18 protein-coding genes and 1 pseudogene are annotated in these 25,363 nt (G+C 37.7%); 12 read left to right on the top strand and 7 right to left on the bottom strand.

What is annotated here, in order from left to right:
• Nucleotides 1-1,311: 1,311 nt before the first annotated feature.
• Nucleotides 1,312-1,698 (top strand): BfmA/BtgA family mobilization protein, encoded by a 387-nt coding sequence (locus JEM65_RS14550; RefSeq protein ID WP_199600970.1) that lies wholly within the window; start codon nucleotides 1,312-1,314, stop codon nucleotides 1,696-1,698.
• Nucleotides 1,698-2,366 (top strand): hypothetical protein, encoded by a 669-nt coding sequence (locus tag JEM65_RS14545; RefSeq protein WP_199600968.1) that lies wholly within the window; start codon nucleotides 1,698-1,700, stop codon nucleotides 2,364-2,366. Before JEM65_RS14550 ends, JEM65_RS14545 begins: the two co-directional genes overlap by 1 nt.
• 33 nt (nucleotides 2,367-2,399) lie before the next feature.
• Here the strand turns inward: JEM65_RS14545 and JEM65_RS14540 are convergent, their stop codons facing one another.
• The 4 genes from JEM65_RS14540 to JEM65_RS14525 all read right to left on the bottom strand — a co-directional run bounded on the left by JEM65_RS14540 (nucleotide 2,400) and on the right by JEM65_RS14525 (nucleotide 8,313).
• On the bottom strand, nucleotides 2,400-3,734 hold the full coding sequence (locus tag JEM65_RS14540; protein ID WP_199600966.1) for a tyrosine-type recombinase/integrase: 1,335 nt from the start codon (nucleotides 3,732-3,734) through the stop codon (nucleotides 2,400-2,402).
• 652 nt (nucleotides 3,735-4,386) lie between these two features.
• Nucleotides 4,387-5,247 carry a hypothetical protein gene (locus JEM65_RS14535; RefSeq protein ID WP_199600959.1) on the bottom strand — a complete coding sequence of 287 codons (861 nt, stop codon included), beginning with the start codon at nucleotides 5,245-5,247 and terminating at the stop codon, nucleotides 4,387-4,389.
• A 389-nt stretch (nucleotides 5,248-5,636) separates the two neighbouring features.
• Nucleotides 5,637-6,980: a sensor histidine kinase gene (locus JEM65_RS14530; protein WP_199600957.1), complete on the bottom strand. Its 1,344-nt coding sequence runs from the start codon at nucleotides 6,978-6,980 to the stop codon at nucleotides 5,637-5,639.
• Nucleotides 6,970-8,313, bottom strand: coding sequence for a sigma-54-dependent transcriptional regulator (locus JEM65_RS14525; protein WP_199601086.1), 1,344 nt, complete (start codon nucleotides 8,311-8,313; stop codon nucleotides 6,970-6,972). Before JEM65_RS14525 ends, JEM65_RS14530 begins: the two co-directional genes overlap by 11 nt.
• Nucleotides 8,314-8,519: 206 nt before the next feature.
• Here JEM65_RS14525 and JEM65_RS14520 point away from each other — a divergent pair.
• The 6 genes and pseudogenes from JEM65_RS14520 (at nucleotide 8,520) to JEM65_RS14495 (ending at nucleotide 18,499) form a co-directional block, all read left to right on the top strand.
• Nucleotides 8,520-9,772: pseudogene (locus tag JEM65_RS14520) on the top strand (efflux RND transporter periplasmic adaptor subunit).
• 132 nt (nucleotides 9,773-9,904) lie between these two features.
• Nucleotides 9,905-10,624 (top strand): ABC transporter ATP-binding protein, encoded by a 720-nt coding sequence (locus JEM65_RS14515; RefSeq protein WP_199600955.1) that lies wholly within the window; start codon nucleotides 9,905-9,907, stop codon nucleotides 10,622-10,624.
• 54 nt (nucleotides 10,625-10,678) lie between these two features.
• On the top strand, nucleotides 10,679-13,111 hold the full coding sequence (locus JEM65_RS14510; protein WP_199600953.1) for an ABC transporter permease: 2,433 nt from the start codon (nucleotides 10,679-10,681) through the stop codon (nucleotides 13,109-13,111).
• 17 nt (nucleotides 13,112-13,128) lie between these two features.
• Complete coding sequence (locus JEM65_RS14505; protein WP_199600951.1) at nucleotides 13,129-15,576, top strand: ABC transporter permease; 2,448 nt, start codon at nucleotides 13,129-13,131, stop codon at nucleotides 15,574-15,576.
• Between the two features lie 47 nt (nucleotides 15,577-15,623).
• Entirely contained in the window at nucleotides 15,624-18,038 is a 2,415-nt protein-coding gene (locus JEM65_RS14500) for an ABC transporter permease (RefSeq protein ID WP_199600949.1), read from the top strand.
• Between the two features lie 56 nt (nucleotides 18,039-18,094).
• Nucleotides 18,095-18,499 carry an ABC transporter permease gene (locus tag JEM65_RS14495; protein WP_199600947.1) on the top strand — a complete coding sequence of 135 codons (405 nt, stop codon included), beginning with the start codon at nucleotides 18,095-18,097 and terminating at the stop codon, nucleotides 18,497-18,499.
• A gap of 509 nt (nucleotides 18,500-19,008) precedes the next feature.
• Here JEM65_RS14495 and JEM65_RS14490 read toward each other — a convergent pair.
• From JEM65_RS14490 to JEM65_RS14480, 3 genes are all read right to left on the bottom strand, one after another.
• On the bottom strand, nucleotides 19,009-19,725 hold the full coding sequence (locus JEM65_RS14490; protein WP_199600945.1) for a pirin family protein: 717 nt from the start codon (nucleotides 19,723-19,725) through the stop codon (nucleotides 19,009-19,011).
• A 499-nt stretch (nucleotides 19,726-20,224) separates the two neighbouring features.
• Nucleotides 20,225-20,737 carry a YceI family protein gene (locus JEM65_RS14485; protein ID WP_199600943.1) on the bottom strand — a complete coding sequence of 171 codons (513 nt, stop codon included), beginning with the start codon at nucleotides 20,735-20,737 and terminating at the stop codon, nucleotides 20,225-20,227.
• Nucleotides 20,738-21,001: 264 nt separating this feature from the next.
• Nucleotides 21,002-21,595 (bottom strand): Crp/Fnr family transcriptional regulator, encoded by a 594-nt coding sequence (locus tag JEM65_RS14480; RefSeq protein ID WP_199600941.1) that lies wholly within the window; start codon nucleotides 21,593-21,595, stop codon nucleotides 21,002-21,004.
• A gap of 694 nt (nucleotides 21,596-22,289) precedes the next feature.
• On the opposite strand from JEM65_RS14480, the gene JEM65_RS22890 reads away from it, so the two are divergent.
• From JEM65_RS22890 to JEM65_RS14475, 4 genes are all read left to right on the top strand, one after another.
• Nucleotides 22,290-22,415, top strand: a complete 126-nt coding sequence (locus JEM65_RS22890) for a hypothetical protein (RefSeq protein ID WP_262895250.1) — start codon at nucleotides 22,290-22,292, stop codon at nucleotides 22,413-22,415.
• 290 nt (nucleotides 22,416-22,705) lie between these two features.
• Complete coding sequence (locus JEM65_RS22885) at nucleotides 22,706-22,831, top strand: hypothetical protein (protein ID WP_262895249.1); 126 nt, start codon at nucleotides 22,706-22,708, stop codon at nucleotides 22,829-22,831.
• A 293-nt stretch (nucleotides 22,832-23,124) separates the two neighbouring features.
• Nucleotides 23,125-23,250, top strand: a complete 126-nt coding sequence (locus JEM65_RS22880) for a hypothetical protein (RefSeq protein ID WP_262895249.1) — start codon at nucleotides 23,125-23,127, stop codon at nucleotides 23,248-23,250.
• Between the two features lie 218 nt (nucleotides 23,251-23,468).
• Complete coding sequence (locus JEM65_RS14475) at nucleotides 23,469-25,136, top strand: formate--tetrahydrofolate ligase (RefSeq protein ID WP_199600939.1); 1,668 nt, start codon at nucleotides 23,469-23,471, stop codon at nucleotides 25,134-25,136.
• The last annotated feature ends 227 nt before the right edge of the window (nucleotides 25,137-25,363 follow it).

The following is a 25,363-nucleotide window of genomic DNA, read 5'->3' as shown; positions in this document are numbered from 1 at the left end:
TAGTCTTTTTTTTTAAATTATACCCAACAGCTTTCCTAACATACTAAGATTTTACTTCATCACATTGGATATCGACTTTCATTATTAATTTTAGAATATGCCATTTTTGAATGTTCTATTTATATTTCATTTTGAAAAATATAAGAAAGGGTTTAGACTCCATCGCAGTCTACGGCTCTAAAGTTATATCCGTTTATGTACCGTTTAAAATGAAATGATTTGTTATAATAGCGCACTCAGTCACATTGCCACTCCATCCGCAAAAAGCTCCATTATGGGCAAAGCGCTTCATTAAAAAAGTCTTGGATCCAATTCCAAAGTTTTTGCATTTAACGTATAAAGATTCGGTCAATATTTTTATAATCTTTTCTCGAGATCGAGTTTTGTCAACTTTGGAATAGCGTCCGCTTATACAATAGATCACTACTCCATTTCTCCACAAAGTTTAAAATTTAGCTCGAGACAGACTGCATAACCGGTCGTGCCTCCCTTTTATAAGTGCTTACTCGATCTAAATTTTAGATGCAGTATCCGAAAGGTAACAGCGATAGGCACTATGGGAAGTAAATTGGAGAAGTAGATGATGGTTTCTTGTGTTCTTATTGTTAAGTTTAAAATTTTAGACTAAAAAAGAACTGTATTGCTACATCAAATGAAAAGGAAAACGCTCAGGATATAATAAGTAAATTATTTCAAAAAGCTCAAATAAAAACAGTCTAAATGTTTCCAACATTTGATTCTAAACGTAAATTGTATTTGTACATCGTAACAAAAAATCGTGCCAATTTTACAATTATAATTGAGGAAGAGATATTACGAGATCTATATCTCTTTATCTTAAAATTCAGTAGCTGATTTTTAAAATTAATAATCAAGAAATTCTAATTTTTGGAGGTGTTCTTCAGAAAGATTAATTGTTGTTCAATAAAAAAAACATATCTTTATTCTGCTGACATTCAGCATATATGATTTTATATAGTTATCCATTATTGCCTTTCGCTGATAACTGTATCCATCTGAATTTTACATGTCGGAAATTAAAAATTTCCGAATGGGCAATTGGCTCCCGATAGCTATCGGGGTTAGCCAAATTGTATGAGGTTTTGTCCCGTTTTACGGGGCGAAAAAGGAATAGCAAGAGGGTAACGGGCAGAGCCACGTTACATATTCCTTTTTCTGTATAATTATCTGATTATCAATTTGTTGTAAATCATGTAATTTTTTTAATTTCATCAATTTGCGTCAAATGCCCTCAGACCGCCTGTAAATGGGGATGGATTTACGTCAAATTCACCAAAAAAGCGAAATATTATGGACTCTTTCATCACCATCAGGTTTAAGCGGGAAACAGCAAAACGTTTTCAGGAATTTTCAAAAATACACTTCAAATCGCATACCGATGCCATGGCAACGATGCTCGATTTTTTCTTTTACAATGAGATTTCACCAAAGGAAAAATTTGGTCCGACCGGAAGGACGCTTGAAGCCAATTTAAAGAAAAGGATTAATGCAATTATTGCAATAATTAAGGCCATTGAAAAAGGGCAGACCTTGCCTACAGTCGCCACGTTGTCAGCGCTATTTGAACAGACTGAACCAGCCGAAAAGAAACTGATCCTGGAAAAAAATAGGAGTGAGGAGATTGGGCAGATGCGTTATCGCGAAAAAGATTCAATAATCAATAACACTCAGAAATAATGGAAAAAGTAAATTACATCACCCAACTCAATGAAGCCCTTGAGCACTTCAATAATGACCCCCGGATCAAACAGGGACACATCACCTTGTACCTGGCATTCTTTCATATTTGGAACCGCGAGTATTTTAAGAACACAATAACCATCAATAGGGAATTGACCATGGAACGGGCAAAGATCAAATCAAAAACAACCTATCATAATATGGTTAGAGATTTGAATGAATGGGGTTACCTACAGTATTATCCTTCTTATGATCCCAGGAGAGGTTCGGTAATCAGGATGGCCATTTTTTATACCCAACCAGTCCAAAAATTGGCTAAGAGAGTCCCAGAACCAGTCCAAAATATGGTATCTTCTTATAAACAAAAAACATATTTAAACAAAAATAAACTGGCAGGCCTGGCAAGGCCATTTAATATTTTAGAAGTTTTACTTTTTTTTAAAACAAATAACTGGACTGCTGATGAAGGAAAAAAATATTATGAGTATTACCAAGAGAGGGATTGGAAATTAAGTAGAGGACTACCAATTAAAGACTGGAAACTGGCCGCGCGAAATTTTGTTGAGAAAGGACGTGAATTAGAGAGGAAAAGGACCATGCCAATTTCTGGCTATGTGAGTAATCTTCATACAACAAAAAAGAAGGATTATGGTCAACCGTTGTGACCTGTTTAAGTTCAAGCTGCGTTCACTATATATTTAAAAGTTTATCACACTATCCAATGCATCATCGGCGTCTCTGTGGATAAAGTTGGCTTGATAGTTTAAAGTAGTTTTTAAATCGCTGTGACGGTATAGTTTTTGTAACATTAAGGGATGTATTCGGTCCCCAGCAATATTACCAAATGTATGACGAGCAATATGGTTTGAAAGATTTTTATCAATATTGCATTGCAATGCAATCTTTTTCAGGAATTTATTAAAAAGTTTGGTGCTATTTCCTGTTTTAATGAAAATATCTTCAGCATCTTCAACATTTGCATCTTTTAGAAAAGGAAAAACATAGCCATTGTTTTCTTTCCTATACTTTTTGTAAAGTTTTAGTATGGTATTCGCTTTCTCCGGGATTTTCAAACTGAGAGGTTTGCTGTTTTTGTTCATAACATAATATAGGCGCTCATCTTTAAAGTCTGACCATTTTAGCTTTACAACATCTGAAATACGTATTCCAGCAAAGTAAAATGAGATTAACCAAACTTTATGTGTGTGCCAGATTGAAGTGCCTTCTTCAAGTTTTAAATTTTCCAGCCTTTCGACTTCCTCAATGGTTAATCCAATTTTGTTCCCAGATTCAATGCGTATCTTTTGTTTTTCACCAGCAAAAGGATAATATTTCGGTGCGACAATACCATCTTTAATAGCGACATTGAAGAGGGTTCTTATGAAAATAAGTTGATTGGTTATTGTTCGGGCTTTTTGGTTAAGGTATGCCGCGGAAAATGTTTGGAATTTTTCTAAAAAAGCCTCATCGATATCCCTGAACATTAATGTCTTATTTTGTTTGAAATATTTTATACTGTCTGTAAATGTAAGTTCCGATTTTTTGGCTTTACTAAGTCTCTCTTTCCTTCGGTCTTTAATCCCTTTTATAATTTCATTTTTAGGGAGAGAAGTTTTTACATTTAAGAACTCCTCTATATTATAAAGTATGGATAGTTGGGGTTTCACGACTGAAAATGTTCCTCGGTCATATTTGCTTTGTATCCGTTCGGCAGCAACGGTAAAAAAGGATTTCGACCCACCAGGCCCTTTTAATTTTTGTTTAATCTGTTTTGGAGTTGAGCTGTCGTTTTTATTGTCAAAATAAATATCATTTGCCTCAGTGAGTTTTTTCAATAGGAAATTATTTAACTTCTTTGAATTAGGATGTGTTCTTTTTACTTGTCCAGTGTTATGATCCCAATCTTTCTCCAACACATATTGGCCTATAAATAAATAGTTAGTTTTATAGTTTTCGCTGATTCTCAAGGCAAGAGGAGCGGTGCCATCTATTCTTTCTTTGTTTTTCCGCCTAATAATTTTTATAGAAGCCATAATAACTATATTTGAAATGTTATAAAGATAATAAAAGATTTAGAAAAAGGGGTACAGAATAGGTACAGAATAACTTGATTTTGATTGTATTTAAATGAAATCAAAAAAAATGAAATACGCTTGTAGCTATTGATTTTGTTGATGTTTGTGGGTTTTTGACCCTCGGTTATTTTGCGCTCATAACCCAAAGGTCACTGGTTCGAGTCCAGTTCCCGCTACTAGCAAAATCAAGCCTTTCAAGAAATTGAGAGGCTTTTTTTATGGCCATGGGTACAGAATAGCGTTGTTTTGGGAATAAAGTTAACTTCACCAAAAAACAGCTATAGGCCAAATAGAGGAGTACCGAATGCCGTTGGTGAAAAACACCAACAGCGGCGTAATAAATAGAAATAAAAAAGCTTTAAGAAGTGGTTTCATAGCCATTGTTGGTGTTTTCCACCAACAATTTTCGCCTAACCTTACAAGATCTCGATAATAGCAAGCGCCGATGTTCTGAACCCATAATTGCTTAAAGACAAAACATAGAGCATTTCAACCAAAAGACAGCTATAGGTCAAATAAATGGGTATCGAATGCTGTTGGTGAAAAACACCAACAGCGGCGTAAGTTCTTAGGTTATGTCAATAGCACATTGACGTTTCCATTTGCATGCTCATATATTTTCAGATGAAAACTCCGTAAGTTCTTTTAAACCTGTTACTGTTTTAAATTTCCATCCTACCAGTTCAGACTCATTTTCGCCAAAACTTGTTTCGGTTTCAAGGTTGAAAATATCTGTTTCATATTCTCTATAAACTTTATCGTAAATGGCTTTTGCAAACTTTGTCCATTTTTCTTGCGTATTGATTTCTGATTTAACAAATTCGCTTCTCATTTTACGGGCATAGATCTCTAAAAGATCAAATTTAACTTGGTTGTATTCCAGTAAATATTTGGTCATTTTCAATGGTTGGACGTATGAACATTCGAATATAAATGTCGGGAAAATAGTTACTTCGCCTTTGCCGTTTAAAAAATTCACGTCGTTAAACTGTACGTCTATATAGCCACAAAAAAATGAAGACCTGTCTATTTTGGGAGCGTCTTTAAAATAGTCCCATTTCAGCTTATTTGTGGAACTCCAAATCATTTCTTTCTCAAATTCTGCTGTATGCTCTAATTTGTGGACTTCAAACTTGATACGGTGACAGTTAGACCACGTACTGGGCAAGGTGTGTTCGGTGATTTTGACTGAATTACCACCTACGCTTCGAGCTTTTTGTTTGGCCAAGTTTTTAACCCTTTCGTAACTGCAATCTAAACTTAAACCACCATCTTTAATTTCGAAATCTCCAATTTTCTGGTCTTTTTCATGAGGTACAATACTTTCATTCTCTTCAATGATAACAACAGTTTCAGTTTTGGAAAGTGGTTGAAGCGCACCTGAGGGTGTCCCCTTAATTTTCATTTGGGAGGCACAACTGCACAGTATTAGTGAAATAATGCTTAGTGGGAATAAGATGTGTTTTTTCATTGTTTTCGGGTATGATGTTAATGCTATTACAAAGATGTTGTATTTTTAAAAGGAAAGTTTCCTCAAATGAAACGTACATTTTAAAATTCAATCTCGCTCTTTTTAAGCTCTAAAATAGAAAATTTATTTATAGGATATATTTTTCTAATGCATTAAATGTGAATGGAAATTACACTTAAGTTTTGAGGACATGGAAAGACATTACAATGCATTGCGTTTTATTCGAATTCTACTTAGTTATAAAGTCTTGGAGCCAGAGTTTAATGGCTTCCTGTAACTGAAGATATATTCAATAAGCTGACTTAGAATCGTCAAGAACAGCGCATCACAAAAAGCTAATACGATTTTAGTATTTAAGTTATTAATTGGATTTTTTTTGAAGAATATATTTAAAAAAGTAGGCTGACCACCGTCCCTTCGCCTTCAATGCTATGCAGTTGAATCTTTCCACTATGCAATAACATAATCTGTTTACAAAGGCTCAGGCCTATGCCGCTACCCGTCTTCTTAGTGCTGAAAAAAGGCACGAAAATACTGTCCATTATTTCTGTTGGGATACCGCTGCCGTTGTCTGTCACCTTTATTTGCCCGGTACCCTTGTGACTGTGGTTCGCGGTTACAATGATCTGTGGCTGTGAAATAGCGTCAGTAGCGTCAATTGCATTTAAAATAAGGTTGATGAGTACTTGTTCAATAAGGTAAGTATCAAGCTCAAAGGTGAGATGGGGATCCTCCAATTTAAAGATCAGCGAAACCTCCTTATCTTCCAATGAAGGTTTCATCAATTCGTTTATACTGTTGAACAGCACGGAGGCTTTAACTTTTGTTTTGTTAACATGAGTGACTTTGTTAAGGCTCCGATAGGTTTTGGCAAATTTCATTAAACCTTCACTTCTTTTTTTTATACTATTCAAACCAGCATTGATATCCTCCAACTCCAATGGTTCCTGCGGTGAATTTTCCATGGACTCCTGCACATTTTTCTGAAGTGTTTCGGCCAAGGAGGTAATGGGTGCGATGCTGTTCATGATTTCATGTGTCATCACGCTCAACAGTTTCTTCCAGGCTTCACTTTCGTTTCTATTAAGGGTTTCTTCTATATTTTGAAGTACAATAAGTTTAAATGAATGTTCTTCCATTTCAAACACAGTATCAGAAATAAGAACTTTTAGGCTTTCCTGTCGCATTTCTAAAGTCACAGATGCCGTATTGGAATGGTAGGTTTCAAATAATTCGTCATAGATTTTTGGACGTCTTTTTTCAACGAACTGGATATTTTTAAACGCCGGAAAATCGAGGGTCTTTAAAAAGGAATCGTTTGTCCATAGCACATCGCCACTTTCTACATTATAAGCGATAATTCCAATGTTGACCATCTCCAATATTTTCTGTAGATAAACAAATTGTGCCTGACGTTCACTATCAATCTTTTTTATGGTTTTATTGACCAAATTAAAACCTTTGTGCAGTTCACGAATGTCCTGAGAACCTTTAGTTTCTACAAACCATCTTGAAAAGTCGCGGTATTTTACCGATTCGAAAAAATCATCTACTTCCAAAAAGCGTTTGATCACAAAGCGATACAAACCATACACCGCAATTATTGATAAAAGAACACCGCCAATAATGGCATAAGTGTGGAAGGATACCATCCCAAAAGCTAAGAGCGTTAAAGCAATGAGCAATCCAATAACTCGAATTGTAAGCGCAGCTAAATAACTCTTATAGGTCATATTTATGGAGTCTTCGGTAGAGGGCGGCTCGGGTAATACCTAATTCTTTGGCAGATTTAGAAATGTTTCCGTTGTTTTTCTCAATGACCGTAAGTATGGTGTTTTTTTCGAGCGCATCCAGATTGGTTTCGTTTTTATCCACCGGCACATGTGGTTGTTCAATAGCTGAAAACGTTAGATCTTCAGCGTCCAGAGTCTGATGTTCAGCCATAATAATGGCGCGTTCCAAAGCATATTGCAATTCGCGCACATTGCCACTGAAATGATGACTTTTCAGTTTTTGTAGAAATTCTGCAGACAGGCTAATAGTGTTCTTGCCATATTTTTCAACATAAAAATCAACAAAATAGTTAGCGAGTAAACCGATGTCTGAACCGCGTTCCCGCAAAGGCGGAATCATTATGTCTACCGTATTGATACGATAGATGAGATCTTTTCTAAAACGGTCTTCATCTGCCAGATCTTTAATGGATACATTGGTGGCGCAAATCAATCGTATATCAATAGGAATGGGCTGATTGGCACCTAATGGTGTCACTTGCCTGTTCTGTAACACGGTTAATAATTTTGCTTGCTGTCTTAGGGTGATATTCCCGATCTCATCCAAAAAAAGAGTGCCACCTTGAGCAGATTCAAAGCGACCTTGCCGATCTTCCCGCGCATCGGTAAAAGCACCTTTTTTGTACCCGAAAAGTTCACTTTCAAAAAGTGTATCCGTTAAGGAGCCCACATCTACTTTTACAAATGGCTTGTCTTTTCGAAGGGAATTATCGTGAATGGCTCTGGCAATAAGGTCTTTACCTGTGCCGTTTTCGCCTAAAATTAGAATATTTGCATCTGTTGGTGCTACTTTGTGCAATTTGACAAACACATTTTGCATGCATTCACTTTCTCCTATAATTTGGTTGTTGGTATCCAATTGAAGTTTTTTGGGCTGCTTCCTTTTCTGTTTTTCAACATGTTCACTAACGGTTTCCAGAATTTTGGTGTTTTGCCATGGCTTCACGATAAAATCTGAAGCGCCTTCTTTTAAAGACCGTATGGCCAAGTCAATATCGCCATAAGCAGTAATGAGAATAATCTCGATCTCCGGTTTCTGTTTCTTTATTTTGTTCAGCCAAAAGATGCCCTCGTTGCCTGTATTGACCAGGCTGTTAAAATTCATGTCTAAGATGACTAGGTCAAAAGCGTGTTCCTGCATCAGACTGAGGATGGTATTTGGATTTTTGGTGGTCAGCACTTCTTTTACTTTTGATTTTAGTAAAAGACGAAGGGCGATAAGAACATCCTCATCGTCATCAACAACTAGTATTTTGGCATTGTGGAGTAGCATAACTACAATATTAATAAATTCAAGTCTTTTATGGACAAATTCTGAATTCATTATTTAGAATTAAAATTAATGTATCAAGATCGAACAGGAAGTGTATCAATACCGAACAGTTGATTATTTCATTATAACAATAAACAGCTGTTAATGAGTTGGTTGCGTTTTTGGCATTATATTCAATATATATTACATGAAAACCAAGATAGTATATGGACATCCAACTGGAAAAAAAACGATTTTCAACTCAAAAACTACTCATTATAGGGGGAATTATTCTTTTAGTGGCACTCATCGTTTTTGTGGTGCTATCTTCAATGGGCGGTTCAAAGCTTAATGTGGAAAAGGAACGCATCAGTATCAATACAGTTGAAAAGGGCGTTTTTCAGGAAAATATTCCCGTCAACGGAATAGTGCTGCCCATTACTACTATTTATTTGGATGCTTTGGAAGGTGGGCGCGTAGAAGAGAAATTTGTTGAAGACGGTGCCATCCTAAAAAAAGGAGACCCTATTTTAAGATTGTCTAATACCGATTTAGAGTTGAGCCTGATCAATCAAGAAACCCAAGTGTACAATCTTTTGACCCAAATGCAAATTTCACAAAACGCTGCGCGCCAAAACACCATTAATAAACTCAATCAAAATACAGATGTGGAGAGTGGGTTAATAGAAGCCAAAAGGGTTTATGATCTTAACAGCAAATTATACGAAAAGAAAGCTATTGGCAGGCAGGATTTGATCAAGGCAAAAAACGAATACGATTATCAAAAAGAACGCATGCAATTGTCCAAACAGATATTAAGTCAAGATTCCATTGCTGTAAAACAGGAGAAAATCAAGTACAAAGTAGTTATGCCCGCACCCAAAATGCATTGGAATTGATGCGCAGAAAAGTCGCAGATTTGGTGGTGAAAGCACCAGTTGATGGTCAATTGACGTCATTGGATGCTGAAATTGGCCAATCTAAAAACAAAGGGGAACGTTTGGGGCAAATCGATGTGTTGAGCGGATTTAAGGTACGCGCCGATATTGACGAACATTATATTTCGCGTATCTATAATGGACAAACAGGAACATTCAGTGTTAACGGAAAGAGTTTCAGTCTGAGTATCAAAAAAGTGTACACTCAGGTTACCAATGGCCGGTTTCAAGTAGATATGCAATTTGAAGAAGCAGTTCCTGAAGGCATCCGTCGTGGGCAGACTTTGCAGATACGACTTGCTTCAAGCGATGAAAAACAAGCAGTTTTGATTCCGAAGGGCGGTTTTTTTCAGCAAACTGGGGGCAACTGGATCTTTAAGATCAATGACAATGGCGATACCGCCTATAAAGTAGATATCACACTGGGCAGTCAGAATACAGAATATTATGAAGTTTTGAGCGGACTCGAGCCAGGTGACAAAGTAATCACGAGCAGCTATGATAATTATGGCGATGTTCAGGAACTCATATTGAAGGATTGATAGAACCCTCTTAACGATTAGTTGCCATTGTGGGGTAAAAAACAATCGCTGGCAGGTCTAATTTGAAGCGCATAAAAGTGATAACAGCTAAACTCAAACAAAAAACCAATAACAAAGATAACCCATATAACCATGATAAAAATAACCGATTTAGAAAAGTATTACGCCACAGAAGAAGTCCGAACGATCGCCCTTAACAAATTGTCATTTAGCGTAAATAGCGGTGAGTTTGTTGCGATAATGGGACCTTCAGGCTGTGGAAAATCGACGTTGCTCAATATTTTAGGGCTTCTGGATGATTCAGATGGTGGCAGTTTTGTGTTTAATGGCATCGAAGTATCAGGTTTCAATGAACGTAAGCGTGCCGAGCTGCGCAAGCATAATATTGGCTTCGTCTTCCAAAGTTTTAATCTTATAGATGAACTCACCGTTTTTGAAAACGTAGAACTGCCCCTGATTTACACGGGTGTCAAATCTGCCGAAAGAAAGGAGCGGGTAGAGGCAGTTCTTGAAAAAATGCAAATCATGCACCGTAGAAAACACTTTCCGCAGCAACTCTCAGGTGGGCAGCAGCAGCGTGTGGCGGTTGCCAGAGCTGTGGTGAACAACCCCAAACTAATTCTCGCCGATGAACCCACAGGAAACTTAGACAGTAGCAACGGGAATGAAGTGATGAGCTTGTTGACCGAATTGAACGAGGCGGGAACCACCATCATCATGGTAACCCACAGTGAACACGATGCCAAATACAGCCATCGGATTATTAGAATGTTGGATGGACAAAAGGTTACTGAAAATATTTTGGCGGATTATAAAATGCCTCAACCCAACAAAGCGGAAATTACAAATTAGCTCTCTAATTTAAAGCTAGTAGATTTTACATCATCAATCAAAAAATGAACAATCATGTTTAGGAATCATATTAAAATAGCATTTAGAAGTTTAAAAAAGCAGCCATTTTTTAGCTTGATCAATATGTTTGGTTTGGCAATAGGTATGGCTGGCAGCTTATTAATCGCCTTGTATATCTATGATGAACTGAGCTATGATAAGATGTTCGCAGATGCTGATCGTATTTATAGAATTGATACCGATATCAAATTTGGGGGCTCAGAGCGTAAGTCATCTGAAGCAGCTCCGCCAATGGCCGCTGCAATGGAACAGGATTTTGCAGAAGTTGAAAGTACGGTCAGATTTAGGGATCGGGGTCATATTTTGATGAGGAGTAGCGAAGAGTCTACCAATACAAAAGAGCGGGGTGCCACTTTTGTTGATTCTACTTTTTTCAAAGTTTTTGGAATTGACCTTCTTTATGGAGACCAAAGAACCGCACTAAAGGAAGTCAATACATTGGTTTTGACAAAATCAGTAGCAGAAAAACATTTTGGAAAAAAGAACGCCATTGGTCAGAGCCTATTGTTGAACAACGAAGACACGTATATCGTTACAGGGATCATAGATGATTTGCCAAAAAATTCTTTTTTAAGAGATCATAGTGTCTTTATGGCAATGGCTGGTAATATTGGTTCTCGAGAGGATATTTGGGGCAGTCTCAACTATTTTACGTTTGTCAAATTAAGGCCTGATACCAATCTCGATAATTTTCAGGTACAGTTGTCTGGTATGTTTGAAAAGTATATGGTACCATGGGCCCAAAAGGTGTTTCCAGGGATAACTAAAGCATCTTTTGAAGCTTCTGGTAACTATGTCCGTTACTACACCCTGCCCCTTACGGATATACACCTCCATTCAGATCGCAATACTGAATTGAGCTCCAATGGGAGTATTCAAAATGTTTATATTTTATCATTCATAGGTTTGTTTCTCATTTTTCTTGCCTGCGTCAATTTTATGAACCTTTCTACAGCGCATTCTCTAAAACGGGCAAAAGAAGTAGGCATCCGTAAAACGCTAGGATCCAATAAAAAAGAATTGGTTACGCAGTTCCTAACAGAATCAGGACTTATTTCATTCGTTTCGATGCTCTTGGCTCTAATCATAAGCTTTATTGCACTTCCGTTTTTTAATGACCTTTCCAATAAGTCAATAGTATTACCGGTGACTAATCCTCTGTTTTGGTTAATAATCATCTCTGTAACAGTAGTGTTAGGGCTTTTTTCAGGCAGCTATCCAGCATTTTTTATGTCGCGGTTCAAGCCAGTCGATACCCTTAAAGGAGGTGGGCAAAACAACGTTGGAGGTGGAGTTGTTAGAAGCACCTTGGTGGTGTTTCAATTTGCTGTATCTGTGTTTTTGATTGTTGGGACTTTGGTCGTATTTCATCAACTGGAATTTATTCAGAATAAAGATCTGGGTTTCAATAAAGAACAAGTTTTGCTTATCAATGACACCTACGCTGCTGGAGATCAGTTAAGTTACTTTAAGGAGGAAGTCCTCCAATTGAGCGCTGTGCAAAGTGCAACGTTGAGTAATTTTATGCCTACACCATCCAGCCGTGCTGACAGTTCGTTTTTTCAGGAAGGTGACACCGAACAACAAAATGCGATCCAAATGCAGGAGTGGGGTGTTGATCCTGATTACATCCGCACCTTAAGTTTAGAGCTTATTGCGGGTCGTGATTTCAACAATCAATCTGTCGCAGATTCTTCAGCAGTCATCATAAATGAGTCCACATTAATACATCTTAATTTAGATGCCCAAAAAGCGTTGGGAACTAGAATTTCAGAGGTTAACGGTCCTAATGATATTGTGCTTTACATAATTATAGGGGTCGTTAAAAATTTTCATTATGAATCCATGCATGAACATATAGGCGCAGTGGGGCTCTTCTTAAATAAATCATCGGGATCAATGGCCATTAAATTAAAATCAGATGACTATTCAGGAGTCATCTCAAGTATTGAAAGCCTCTGGAAAAAGCGAGCTCCTGGTCAACCTTTTAACTATCGCTTTATGGACGATGCCTTCAATACCACCTATGATGCCGAACAACGTTTAGGTCGTATTTTCATCATATTTACCACCCTATCGATTTTCATTGCGTGTTTAGGCCTATTTGGTTTGGCATCATTCAATGCCCAAAAAAGAACCAAGGAGATAGGGGTTAGAAAAGTGCTGGGAGCGAGCGTGAGCCAGATCACTTTTGGGCTGACCACAGATTTTCTAAAATTGGTAGCCATTGCCACAGCAATCGCATTACCCTTAGGGTGGTATGTTATGAATTTGTGGTTGCAGGATTTCTCCTATCGTATTCAAATCAGTTGGGAGATATTGGCGTTCGCAGCCTTTTTGGTGATCATCATTGCCATACTCACGGTAAGTTACCAAAGTATTAAGGCAGCCATTGCGAACCCCGTAAAAAGTTTGAGGACAGAATAATTTTAAAATACAGTGAAATGATTAAGAACTATTTCAAAATAGCGTGGCGGAACATCTCCAAAAACAAACTGTTTTCACTCATAAATGTAATCAGTTTGGCCATTGGTTTAAGTGCATCCTTTGTAATTGGCCTCATGGTTTATTACGACTTTACCTTTGATAGCTTTCACAAAGACAGTGATTTGATCTATCGGATCACAACCGTGTACAGTTCGCCCGAAGGTGAGAACTATAATTATGGTGTGACTGTACCATTAATTGCAGAAGTAAAGGAAAATATTTCCGGACTACAGTTGTCAACTGCTTTTTTTACCTCAGAGCCCAGCCGGGTCATGAACGCTGGTTTTTCAAAAGCGTATAATAATCCAGAAAAAGTAATTTTTGCCGATCCTGATTTTCTCAAGTTTTTAGACTATGAATGGCTTGCGGGACATCCAGAATCTGCCATGGCATCTCCTAATCAGGTGGTGCTGACTAAAACCCGGGCCAAAAAATACTTTCCCAATAAAAAGTATCAAGACATCTTGGGGGAGACGCTAATTTATGACGATTCCGTTTTTACAACGGTTACTGGTATCGTTGCCAATTTTAAGGAACGCACTGATTTTACCTTTGCGGAATTTATTTCCTTGGAGACGGCAAAGCAATCTTATAAGAAAGAGCAATTTTATAACGACAATTGGGGGAGTACAAGTTCTAATGTGCAACTTTTTGTAAAGCTCAATACTAAAAAAAACCTTGCAAAAGTCCAGAGCCAATTGGACGCACTGGCCAAGACAAATGAAAGTAAAGAAGCAGATAAGTACAGCGAATACCGCAATTTTTATTTGCAGCCCTTAAATGAACTTCATTTTGGCGAAAATTATGGCATCTTCGATTTTACCGAATATACGGCCAACAAAAAAGTATTGGTGGGGTTATTATGGATTGCCGCATTTTTATTGCTTTTGGGATGTATTAATTTTATAAACCTGAATACCGCCCAAGCCACTCAGCGTGCCAAAGAAATTGGGATTCGCAAAACTTTGGGCAGCTCCAAAAAGCAATTGGTTTTTCAATTCTTGTGGGAAACGTTTTTGCTGACCCTTATCTCGGCACTGTTATCTCTTGTTTTGGCGGTCGGATTGCTAAAGGTCTTTGCCGATTTCACTCCAGACGGACTTCATTTTGGTTTGTTTGCAGATCCCATAATCATCACGTTTGCTATACTCTTGGTCATTATTATTAGTCTGCTTTCAGGATTTTACCCGGCGTTGGTGCTGTCGTCCTTTAAACCGATTTCAGTATTGAAAAATCGTGTTTTTTCAACCAATAGTCATATTTCCTTGAGAAAGGGATTGATCGTTTTTCAATTCATCATTGCCCAAGTTTTTATTATCTCAACAGTTGCCGTAGGAAGGCAGATTCATTTTTTAATGAAAAAGGATATGGGTTTTAAAACTGAGGCGATCACTTACATTAAAACCCCGTGGATGGATGGGTCTATTGAAAAACGACACGTCCTGCTGCAAAAATTAAGTACCATTTCACAAATAGAAAAAGTAAGTCTAGGAGGTTCGCCACCAGCGTCGTTTAATGTGCATGCAACAAGTGTTGTTTACATGGATGGGAAAAAAGAAATTCGTACCGATCTGGAATTGCTATATGGTGATAATGAGTATTTGAATTTGTACGACATCACTCTTTTGGCCGGACGACAACTGCGCAATGATACCATTCGTGAATATATTATCAATGACACCTACCGACAATTATTGGGTTTTAAAAATCCGAAGGAGGCTATAGGAAAAGTTATTGGTCAAGGTGAAGATGCCGTGCCCATTGTTGGGGTGATGGAAGATTTTAATCAGCGTTCCTTAAAATCAAAAATTCAACCGATGGCATTTGTGGGCGATTGGAGCAGAAAGCGCTATTCCAAATTCAATACCATCCATCTTCAGTTAACTCAGGTCAATTCAGAAAACTGGCCAACTGCTATTGCCAAGGCCGAAGACGCTTGGAAAAGTGTGTATCCGGAGTCAAATTTTAAAATGGAGTTTATTGACAAAACAGTTGCGAAGTTTTACCAACAAGAACGTAGCATGACTAAGTTGCTCAATTGGGCTACTATTCTTTCTGTGTTGATCAGTTGTCTCGGACTGTTGGGATTGGTCATTTACACTACTGAAAGACGTGTTAAGGAAATTGGGATCCGAAAGATTTTAGGAGCCTCATTGGCACAGCTAAATCTATTGCTATGTAAGGATTTTTTAGTGCTTGTACTTTTGGCCTTTGCCATTGCCGCCCCTATAGCGTGGTATGGATTGTACAATTGGTTGCAGGATTATGCTTATAAGACCAATTTGAGTTGGTGGATTTTTGCCATTAGTGGGTTAGGAATTATGGTATTGGCTTTGGTAATCATGAGTGTCAAAACACTCTCGACTGCCCGTGAGAATCCGGTAAAAAGTTTGAGAACGGAGTAAAAAAGTATTTCGGGAGCAGTTGATAATGATATAAAAAAATAAAAGACATGATTCAATTTAAATTTATTTTCAGGAAGTTGTGGAGGGATCGTTTTTTTACCTTTCTCAAGATTATTGGCTTGGCCATTGGCATTGCGGTATGTTTGATTATTTTCAAAATTGTTAATTATGAATTTAGTTTTGATAAAGATCACACTGGGAAAGAGGAGATTTATCAAGTGGTTATCTGGAATATTAAAGGAGATAAAAAATCCGGTTTTGGAGGGGTTCAGTCAGCGGTGGCAGAATTTGTAGACGAGAATTTTCCTGAAATAGACCAGGTTGTTCCTTTAAACAACAAATACTATGAATATCTCTCCATTGAAAAACCTAATGGGGAAACGTATCGAAAGGAGGATCCGAAAAATATCCAAAGTACGGTTTCAGATTATTTTGAGTTAGTGCCCTACCAATGGGTGGCTGGAGATAAAAATACCGCACTTTTATATCCCAACCAAGTCGTGCTCACCCAATCGAAAGTAGAGGAATATTTCGGAAAAGTATCGGCAGATGAAATTATCGGAAGAACCATTAAATATGGTAGTACTCTATTTACCGTAACCGGAATTGTAGCCGATTTGAATTTCCCGAGCAGTTTTGAAGGGAAAGAATTTATCCCGATAACCAAAGAAGAAAAAACCGATGCCAATTGGTTTAGCTTTAATTCCAATTACAATTTGTTTGTAAAGTTGCAGCCCAACCAAAAGGAACGATTGCTGGAAATGCTTGATGAAAAATATGAGGAGATGATTCCAGATTCTTGGAAAAATGCTGAGAGCCAGACAAAATATAGTCTGCTTCCGCTTTCAGAAAAGCATTTTTCCCAAGAGTTTAGTACAGGTGCTTACAGTGCCAATAAAAAAATTGTTTTTGGATTGATTGGAATAGGGGTTTTCATCCTTTTATTGGCGGGCATCAATTATATCAATCTAAGCACGGCTCAAATCCCATACAGAACCAAGGAGATTGGTGTTAGAAGGACTTTAGGGGCGAAAAGTGCTCAATTGAAGCAAGGTTTTTTATATGAAACTTTGATTATTAGTGTTTTGGCGCTCACTTTGGCTTCTCCGCTTTCAATAGGTTTTGAGAATTTTTACGGGGATTTTATGCCACCGAAAATTGGAGATTATTCAGATCTTTTGCCCATTTCACTTTTTGTGGTCGGTCTGTTGCTGGTTTTGACTTTTTTGACCGGGCTATATCCCGCCTATTTGATTAATAAGGTAAACGTTTCTGAAGTCCTCAAAAGCCAAGGCGCAGGGAAATTGTCTGTTGGCAATCTTAACATCAGGAAAACCATGATCGTTTTTCAGTTTGTCATTGCACAGGTTTTCGTAATCGGTGCTTTTATCATTGCCTCACAAATTAAATATATGATCAATACCGAACTCGGATTTGATAAAGATGCAGTAATTACAATAAAACTCCCTTATAAATCTTACCAAAATGCAGATGTAGATCCGTTTTTATTTAAACAAGCTTTAAGGAAACACCCTGAAATCCAGCAAGTTTCTTTGGGGCATACGCCGATGAACAATATGCATTGGGGAAATAATTTGGTTCGAATAACGGAAAATGGGGAAACAACATTGAATATGAACTTTAAATATGTAGATGCAGATTATGTGGATTTGTTTGAAATAGAAATTTTGGCAGGAAGAGCACCACAAACTCGGGATACGGTGGAAAGTGTTTTTATCAACGAAGCTGCCCGGACAGGATTGGGATTTATGGACAATGAAGAAGCTGTTGGTAAAACAGTGAAGGGGTCTTCCGAAAAACCACTTATTGTTCAAGGAATAATCAACGATTTTTATCAAAAGGACCTTCGTAATTCCAAAGCTCCACTTTCGCTGATGATCACAACAAAAAAAGATATGTTGAATGGCTTTAGTGTTAAACTGCCCGCTGCTCCCTCCGAATGGAAAAAGACCTTGGGAATAGTAGAAAAAGAATGGAAAACATTTTATCCAGCTGCACCTTTTGCTTATGAATTTTACGATACGGAAATCAAACAATTGTATGAGTCTGATATGCGCCAATCACAAATGATCAATTTGGCAACGATAATTATCATTATTCTCGGTTGTCTTGGGTTAATTGGTTTGGTGACTTTGACCGCGTATCAGCGCACCAAAGAAATTGGTATACGAAAAGTGTTGGGAAGCAGTGTTTTGGGAATAATAATGTTGTTGTCCAAGGATTATTTAAAATTGATCGGTTTGGCAATTTTGATTTCCATTCCTATTGCCTGGTGGGCGATGAACAAATGGTTGGAGAATTTTGCATATCGCATAGAAATAGAATGGTGGATGTTTGTCTTCACTGGAATTGCGACTATTCTTATCGCGCTTATGGCGGTGAGTTATCGCGCGATAAAAGCCGCGATTGCAAACCCAGTAAAAAGCTTGCGGACGGAATAAGGGCAATCAGACCTCACAGGTTTTTGAAACCTGTGAGGTCTTTATAACTAATAATTATGATACGAAACTATATAAAAATTGCATTGCGCAATCTCTGGAAAGACAGAATCTTTAAGGCAATCAACATTATTGGGCTATCTACAGCTTTTGGGGTGGCCTTTCTTCTTAGCATGTATGCGTTTTTTGAACTTTCGTTCGATAAATTTCATGAGAATGTGGGCTCAATCTATCAGGTTTATACGACCTCGCAGATTCCAGAGGGTATTGAAAATAGTGATGCCAATCCAATTCCGTTTGCAGACGCTTTGCGCGATGAGGTGCGGGGAGTTGAAAAAATCACAAGATATGTCACGGGTGGGCCATTGCTTACTTATAACGATAAAACCTTGAGCGTGGGTTCTGCGTGGGCGGACCCAGAATTTTTTGACATTTTTTTCCTTTCCAGTTATAGAAGGAAATAAAGCACATCCCATTGAGTGATCCACAGTTGCATTGACTGAAGACACTGCAATAAAGATGTTTGGAAAGGAAACCCTTTAGCCATTGTTGGTGTTTTCCATCAACAATTTTTACCTAACCTTACAATACCTTACAATACCTTACAATACCTCACAAATAGCGAGCGCAGATGTTTTGAACCAATAATTGCTTGAAAACAAAACATAGAGCACTTTAACTAAAAAATAGCTATACGTCAAATAAATGAGTAAGGAATGCTGTTGGTGAAAAACACCAACAGCGGCGTAATACCCAAAGCTCAGTGATTGAATACAGATAGTGCTTCTAAATTTTGGCCATTGTTGGTGTTTTTCCACCAACAATTTTCACCTCACCTTACAATATCCTCACCCACAGCGGCGTAAAATGAGTAAGGAATGCTGTTGGTGAAAAACACCAACAGCGGCGTAATTAACCAATCAGTGAGACTCCGTTTAGAATAGTTAGTTCACTGATCACCTATTTGATTTACTTACTGTGACATTGGGACTTCCATTAATAAGATTTCGGTATCGCTGTCCGCTTTGAGATTCAGCGTTTGTATATCCCAAATTCCGAGACCATCCCTTTCGTTAAGTTCTTTTCCATTGATGGTCACATCGCCTTTTAATATAAAAGCATACACGCCATTGTTTTGAGGGTCGTTCAAAGTGTATTGGAGTTCTTTGCCTTTTTCGAGATTGGTCATGTTAAACCAAGCGTTTTGATAGATCCAAACCCCAGCATCATCTTGATTTGGTGATAATACTTGTTGTAATTTGTTTTTACGATCAGCCGTTTGTAGTGTGATTTGATCGTAACGGGGTGTAACGTTCTGCTTGTTTGGAATGACCCAAATTTGTAAAAATTTTACCGGCTGATCCGGATTGTTATTGTATTCAGAATGCATCACGCCTGTTCCTGCGCTCATTACTTGAATGTCGCCCTCTCTAATAATGGTCTCATTTCCCATATTATCTTTATGTTTCAGATCGCCTCCCAACGGAATGGAAATAATCTCCATATCTCTGTGAGGATGGGTTCCAAATCCTTGACTTTCTGAAACCATATCATCATTTAATACTCTTAACACGCCAAAATTCATACGCTCTGGATCGTGATAATTAGCAAAACTGAACGTGTGTCTAGATTTTAGCCAACCGTGGTTTGCATTGCCTCTGGTGTCTGCTTTGTGAAGTACTGTTTTCATAATTTTTATTTTTAATTTTTTTTCTTGTTCAAATTTTTCAGATCTGGTAGTGAATTTTCGTCGATGACAAAACTGTAAAGTTTTTAATCGTAAAGAATTCCTCGAGGCTCTGCCTCGGGGTTTCCGTTGATCCCGATAATTATTGGGAGTCATTCCCGTGAAAATGGGAATCTAAATACAGAATTTTGGTTTTTGACCTTTTTCAGGTCAAAATGAAACCAGCGAAATACCTCTATGGCTCTGCCTCCAGGATAGTTGGTTTCAAAAAACTCTTTATTTCCTCGACCAATTTTGTTGCAATAGATGATCCAACCGTAAAACGCTTGCGCTATAATCATGTCAGCGCCAACACTCTGTCGTTCACTACTTATTCTGCTGTTTAGGTTTTAGTATGCATTGCTAAATTAAATACAAAAAGGTCGGTAGTAAGTTTCAGACCGAAATTTCGATGTATGAAGCATTAAACTACCGACCTTTTATAAGCACTGTGATGTGTTTATTATCGTTTGATAAATTGAAGGTTGGCAATCAATTTAACTTTGTCACTCACAACGATATTACCTGCTTCTGTAACAGCACTCCAGTTTAAGTTGAAATCTTTACGGTTAATTGTTCCTGTAGCTTCAAAACCTGATTTAGTCTGGCCGTATGGATCTACAGCTATGCCGTTAAAATCAACGTCAAGAGTAACTTCCTTGGTGGTGTCTCTAATAGTCAGGTCGCCTACCAATTTCTCTCCGTCAAAAGATTTGGATTTGAAGGTCAATTTTGGGTATTTCTCAGCATTGAAAAAATCATCCGACTTTAAATGCGTGTCTCTATCATTGTTTTTTGTGCTGATGGAATCAATTTTTGCATTGAACGTAAATTGTGCATCCTTAAAAGTATCATCTGCTGCTTCAACAGTGGCATCAAAATCACTGAAGCTTCCAGTTACCGTTGAAATCATCATGTGTTTTACTTTAAATTCGATTTCAGAATGTGTCGGGTCTAATTTCCAAGTTGTTTTCATGTGTATATGTGTTTTTATGTTAAACGTTTTAATTTGATACAAACTTACGGCATAAGATCGTCCTGTGCATTGATCTATGATAAGAAGTAATCTCTTTGGTAGTTAACTGGTTAGTCGATACGCTATATAGCCGCTGTTGTCCTCAAACAGAAATGTGTTTGGGCCGGCAAACTAAAAATGGAACTAAATTGAAGAGGGAACACGTTGAATAATTGAGTGAAGGAATTACAACACTTTAAATACAGATTCTAGTAGGAAGCGGAGCTAATTTCTGAAGTTTTTCTGTGCCAGCTCCTTACGGACACGGCTCAAGCTTTCCGGGGTCATCCCTAAATAAGAAGCTACCATGGTTTGAGGCACACGCAAAAGGATATCGGGGTACATTTTAACAAATTCAAGATAGCGCTCTTCTGCACTTGCGCTTAACAACAGGTGTATTCGGTTCTGTAAATGACGAATGTGGTTGTGTAACAGTTTATTATTGAAATTGGTAAAAGAAGGAATTTTATCTGAAAGCTCTTTAATGAAGTTTTCATCTATCATTACTATTTCACTGTTTTCCAAGGCCTGAATATTATAAGCCGATGATTGATCAAAATAGATACTTTCCCTATCAGAGACAAACCAATTTTCTGGGGCAAAGGAAATGGTATGTTCTTTCCCTTTAGAATCTATGGAATATTGTCTTAAAAGACCTTTTTCTATAAAAAAGGTGTGCTTGGAATGTTCATTCTCTCTTAATAGGAACTCGTCTTTTTTAACCTTTTTAATGGGGTAATTTTTAATTATTAATAAAATGTCATCTTCATCCATATCAAGATTTGAACTCAGATATTTTATTAGTTTGGGACTGTCCATGCTGCTGTTAAGATTGTATGAGATTGCCTTCTGTGTATTGAATTACTCAAAATTACATTTTTTAACCTATGAGTGTTCAGTAAAAAAGATAAAAAATTTGCAAGCCCCATTAAAGCACTAGTGGTACAAGACCTTCAAAATGACATCTTGTATTTTGACACCATTTTTACTTAGAGTTGTGAGGAGGGGTTGCACTTTGAGGATGCTATTTAAAAGGTTGTTGGTGGTTGTTTGGAGAGCTTATTTCCGGTTCTTAGCCATTGTTGGTGTTTTCCACCAACAATTTTTGCCTAACCTTACAAGACCTCACCAATAGCGAGCGCCGATGTTCTGAACCCATAATTGCTTGAAAACAAAACATAGAGCACATCAGCTAATAAACAGATATAGGTTCAAATAGATGAAGTAATGAATGCTGTTGGTGAAAAACACCAACAGCGGCGTAAAAAGATAAAAAGTTTGCAAGCGGAGGTTGGCACTTTAAGGATGCCATTTAAAAGGTATGGGTGGTTTGTTTGAAGAACTTATTTCCGGTTCTTAGCCATTGTTGGTGTTTTCCACCAACAATTTTTACCTAACCTTATAAGACCTCACCAATAGCGGGCGCAGATGTTCTGAACCCATAATTGCTTGAAAAAAAAACATAGAGCACTTTAACTGAAAAATAGCTATATGTGAAATAAATGAGTAAGGAATGCTGTTGGTGGAAAACACCAACAGCGGCGTAGATCAAATAGATGAAGTAATGAATGCTGTTGGTGAAAAACACCAACAGCGGCGGAAAAAGATAAAAAATTTGCAAGCCCCATTAAAGCATTAGTGGTACAAGATCTTAACAATGACATCTTGTATTTTGACACTATTTTTACTTAGAGTTGTGAGGAGGGGCTGCACTTTGAGGATGCTATTTAAAAGGTTGTTGTTGGGTTGTTTGCAGAGCTTATTTCCGGTTCTTAGCCATTGTTGGTGTTTTCCACCAACAATTTTTGCCTGACCTTACAAGACCTCACCAATAGCGAGCGCTGATGTTCTGAACCCATAATTGCTTGAAAACAAAACATAGAGCACTTTAACTAAAAAATAGCTATATGTGAAATAAATGAGTAAGGAATGCTGTTGGTGGAAAACACCAAAAGCGGCGTAGGTCAAATAGATGAAGTAATGAATGCTGTTGGTGAAAAACACCAACAGCGGCGTAAAAAGATAAAAAATTTGCAAGCCCCATTAAAGCACTAGTGGTACAAGATCTTAACAATGACATCTTGTTGTATGAAACCAATTTTACTTAGAGCAGTGAGAAGCATGGATTGGCACTTTAAGGATGCCATTTAAAAGGTATGGGTGGTTTGTTTGAAGAACTTATTTCCGGTTCTTAGCCATTGTTGGTGTTTTCCACCAACAATTTTTGCCTGACCTTACAAGACCTCACCAATAGCGAGCGCAGATGTTTTGAACCCATAATTGCTTGAAAACAAAACATAGAGCACTTTAACTAAAAAATAGCTATATGTGAAATAAATGAGTAAGGAATGCTGTTGGTGGAAAACACTAAAAGCGGCGTAGGTCAAATAGATGAAGTAATGAATGCTGTTGGTGAAAAACACCAACAGCGGCGTAAAAAGATAAAAAATTTGCAAGCCCCATTAAAGCATTAGTGGTACAAGATCTTTACAATGACATCTTGTTGTATGAAACCAATTTTACTTAGACAGTGAGAAACGGGGGTTGGCACTTTAATGATGCTATTTAAAAGGTTGTTGGTGGTTGTTTGAAGAGCTTATTCCCGGTTTAAACCACTGAGATGACAATGGTCATATGAATTGAAGTCGTGGAACTTTACCTTTAATTCACCATTAAAAAAAACATTATTCTTATGACAGAAATACAGATCGCACACAGCGTTACCCCGAAGCATATCAGGGAAATTGCGGCAACATTGGCAATTCCTGAAGAAAAGCTGGAGTACTATGGCAACGACAAAGCAAAACTTCCTTTAGATCTTATTGATGAAGATAAAATAAAGGAGAATAATCTCATATTAGTTACCGCAATTACGCCCACACCTCCTGGTGAAGGAAAAACGACAACCTCTATTGGGTTGGTAGATGCGCTTAATTTATTAAATAAAAAAGCTACTGTGGTAATCCGCGAACCAAGTTTAGGTCCAGTATTTGGAATTAAAGGAGGAGCAGCGGGCGGTGGATGGAGCCAGGTGATACCGATGGTAGACATTAACCTGCATTTTACGGGCGATTTTCACGCTATTGAAAAAGCGAATAATTTGCTTTCTGCCCTTATTGAAAATAACATTCAAAGTAAAACGAGAAACCTCGGTATCGATCCTAGATCGGTCATCTGGAAACGGTGTATGGATATGAATGATCGTGGATTGCGAAATATTATAGCTGCACTAGGCGGAAAGGCCGGTGGTGTTCCGAGAGAAACAGGTTTTAATATTACTGCAGCATCTGAGATTATGGCAATTTTATGTTTGGCATCAGATTTAGAAGACTTAAAAGAACGCTGCGGGAATATTTATGTGGGTGACACCTGGGAAGGAAAACCAATATTTGCTAAAGACTTAAACGCAGAAGGAGCGATGGCGGTGTTGTTGAAAGATGCTATTAAACCCAATTTGGTTCAAACTTTAGAAGGGAATCCTGCAATTATCCATGGCGGACCATTTGCCAATATTGCGCAAGGAACAAATTCTATTGTTGCTACTAAAATGGGAATGTCTCTCAGTGATTACACTATTACTGAAGCCGGCTTCGGATCAGACTTAGGTGCGGAAAAATTTCTAAATATTAAATGTCGTGCAGCGGGTATTTCACCTAAAACCATTGTTGTGGTAGCGACCATTAGAGCTTTAAAATATCATGGAGGCAAATCATTAAAGCAAATTACGCAAGAAGATGTACCGGCACTTATTAATGGACTGCCCAATTTGGACGGGCATATTGCCAGTCTGAAAAGTTTTGGTATTCCTATTGTTGTTTCTATAAATACTTTTAAATCTGATACAGCTGCTGAAATACGAGTTGTGAAAGACCATTGTAAAACATTGGGCATTCCTGTAGCCTTGAGCTATGGTTGGGAAAAGGGTGGCAAAGGCTGTTTAGATCTCGCTGAGAAGGTTGTTGAGGCAGCAAATTCCTGTACCAAACAATTTAGCGCTACCTATGACTTAGAGGATCCTGTGTACGTAAAATTGAATAAGATTTGCCAAACCATTTATGGAGGAGACAAGGTGATTTTAAGTGATTTGGCGACCTCACAATTGGGTAAATATGAAACTATGGGCTACGGCAACTTCCCTGTCTGCATGGCTAAAACCGAAAAAAGTTTTAGTGATGATCAAAAGCGATTGGGACGTCCGGAACACTTTAACATTCATATTAGGGAGTTTGAAATTGCAACAGGTGCCGGATTTATCATTCCTATTGCCGGTAATATGCTGCGGATGCCTGGCTTGCCTGGAACTCCTGCTGCCGAGCGGATTACCATTGATAAGGATGGTGTTATTGAAGGGCTATTTTAAATTAGTGAAACTCAATTTTTAAAAGTTGCGAGGCAATGAATTAAAAATTGTTAGTTGAACTAATCCCACTTTTTAGCGGGATCCTTAGATTTTATTCCCCGACGCTCTGCGTCGAAANNGGAACTTCTACTTGATACCTCGTGCCCTTGGGGTCGAGGTTGTTCATTATGTACCATTAGACTATAAAATCTACTTATGAAAAGTCTTACGATTTTTTATAAGTAGAT

The organism is Gelidibacter salicanalis, from assembly GCF_016469035.1.
GTDB classification, from domain to species: domain Bacteria; phylum Bacteroidota; class Bacteroidia; order Flavobacteriales; family Flavobacteriaceae; genus Gelidibacter; species Gelidibacter salicanalis_A.
This window is presented reverse-complemented; position numbering and strand designations above follow the sequence as displayed.

Excerpts from the sequence above, each read along its gene's own strand:
- JEM65_RS14550 (WP_199600970.1), top strand. The coding sequence starts at position 1,312 with ATGGACTCTTTCATCACCATCAGGTTTAAGCGGGAAACAGCAAAACGT.
- JEM65_RS14545 (WP_199600968.1), top strand. The coding sequence starts at position 1,698 with ATGGAAAAAGTAAATTACATCACCCAACTCAATGAAGCCCTTGAGCAC.
- JEM65_RS14540 (WP_199600966.1), bottom strand. The coding sequence starts at position 3,734 with ATGGCTTCTATAAAAATTATTAGGCGGAAAAACAAAGAAAGAATAGAT.
- JEM65_RS14535 (WP_199600959.1), bottom strand. The coding sequence starts at position 5,247 with ATGAAAAAACACATCTTATTCCCACTAAGCATTATTTCACTAATACTG.
- JEM65_RS14530 (WP_199600957.1), bottom strand. The coding sequence starts at position 6,980 with ATGACCTATAAGAGTTATTTAGCTGCGCTTACAATTCGAGTTATTGGA.
- JEM65_RS14525 (WP_199601086.1), bottom strand. The coding sequence starts at position 8,313 with ATGCTACTCCACAATGCCAAAATACTAGTTGTTGATGACGATGAGGAT.
- JEM65_RS14515 (WP_199600955.1), top strand. The coding sequence starts at position 9,905 with ATGATAAAAATAACCGATTTAGAAAAGTATTACGCCACAGAAGAAGTC.
- JEM65_RS14510 (WP_199600953.1), top strand. The coding sequence starts at position 10,679 with ATGTTTAGGAATCATATTAAAATAGCATTTAGAAGTTTAAAAAAGCAG.
- JEM65_RS14505 (WP_199600951.1), top strand. The coding sequence starts at position 13,129 with ATGATTAAGAACTATTTCAAAATAGCGTGGCGGAACATCTCCAAAAAC.
- JEM65_RS14500 (WP_199600949.1), top strand. The coding sequence starts at position 15,624 with ATGATTCAATTTAAATTTATTTTCAGGAAGTTGTGGAGGGATCGTTTT.
- JEM65_RS14495 (WP_199600947.1), top strand. The coding sequence starts at position 18,095 with ATGATACGAAACTATATAAAAATTGCATTGCGCAATCTCTGGAAAGAC.
- JEM65_RS14490 (WP_199600945.1), bottom strand. The coding sequence starts at position 19,725 with ATGAAAACAGTACTTCACAAAGCAGACACCAGAGGCAATGCAAACCAC.
- JEM65_RS14485 (WP_199600943.1), bottom strand. The coding sequence starts at position 20,737 with ATGAAAACAACTTGGAAATTAGACCCGACACATTCTGAAATCGAATTT.
- JEM65_RS14480 (WP_199600941.1), bottom strand. The coding sequence starts at position 21,595 with ATGGACAGTCCCAAACTAATAAAATATCTGAGTTCAAATCTTGATATG.
- JEM65_RS22890 (WP_262895250.1), top strand. The coding sequence starts at position 22,290 with ATGCTGTTGGTGGAAAACACCAACAGCGGCGTAGATCAAATAGATGAA.
- JEM65_RS22885 (WP_262895249.1), top strand. The coding sequence starts at position 22,706 with ATGCTGTTGGTGGAAAACACCAAAAGCGGCGTAGGTCAAATAGATGAA.
- JEM65_RS22880 (WP_262895249.1), top strand. The coding sequence starts at position 23,125 with ATGCTGTTGGTGGAAAACACTAAAAGCGGCGTAGGTCAAATAGATGAA.
- JEM65_RS14475 (WP_199600939.1), top strand. The coding sequence starts at position 23,469 with ATGACAGAAATACAGATCGCACACAGCGTTACCCCGAAGCATATCAGG.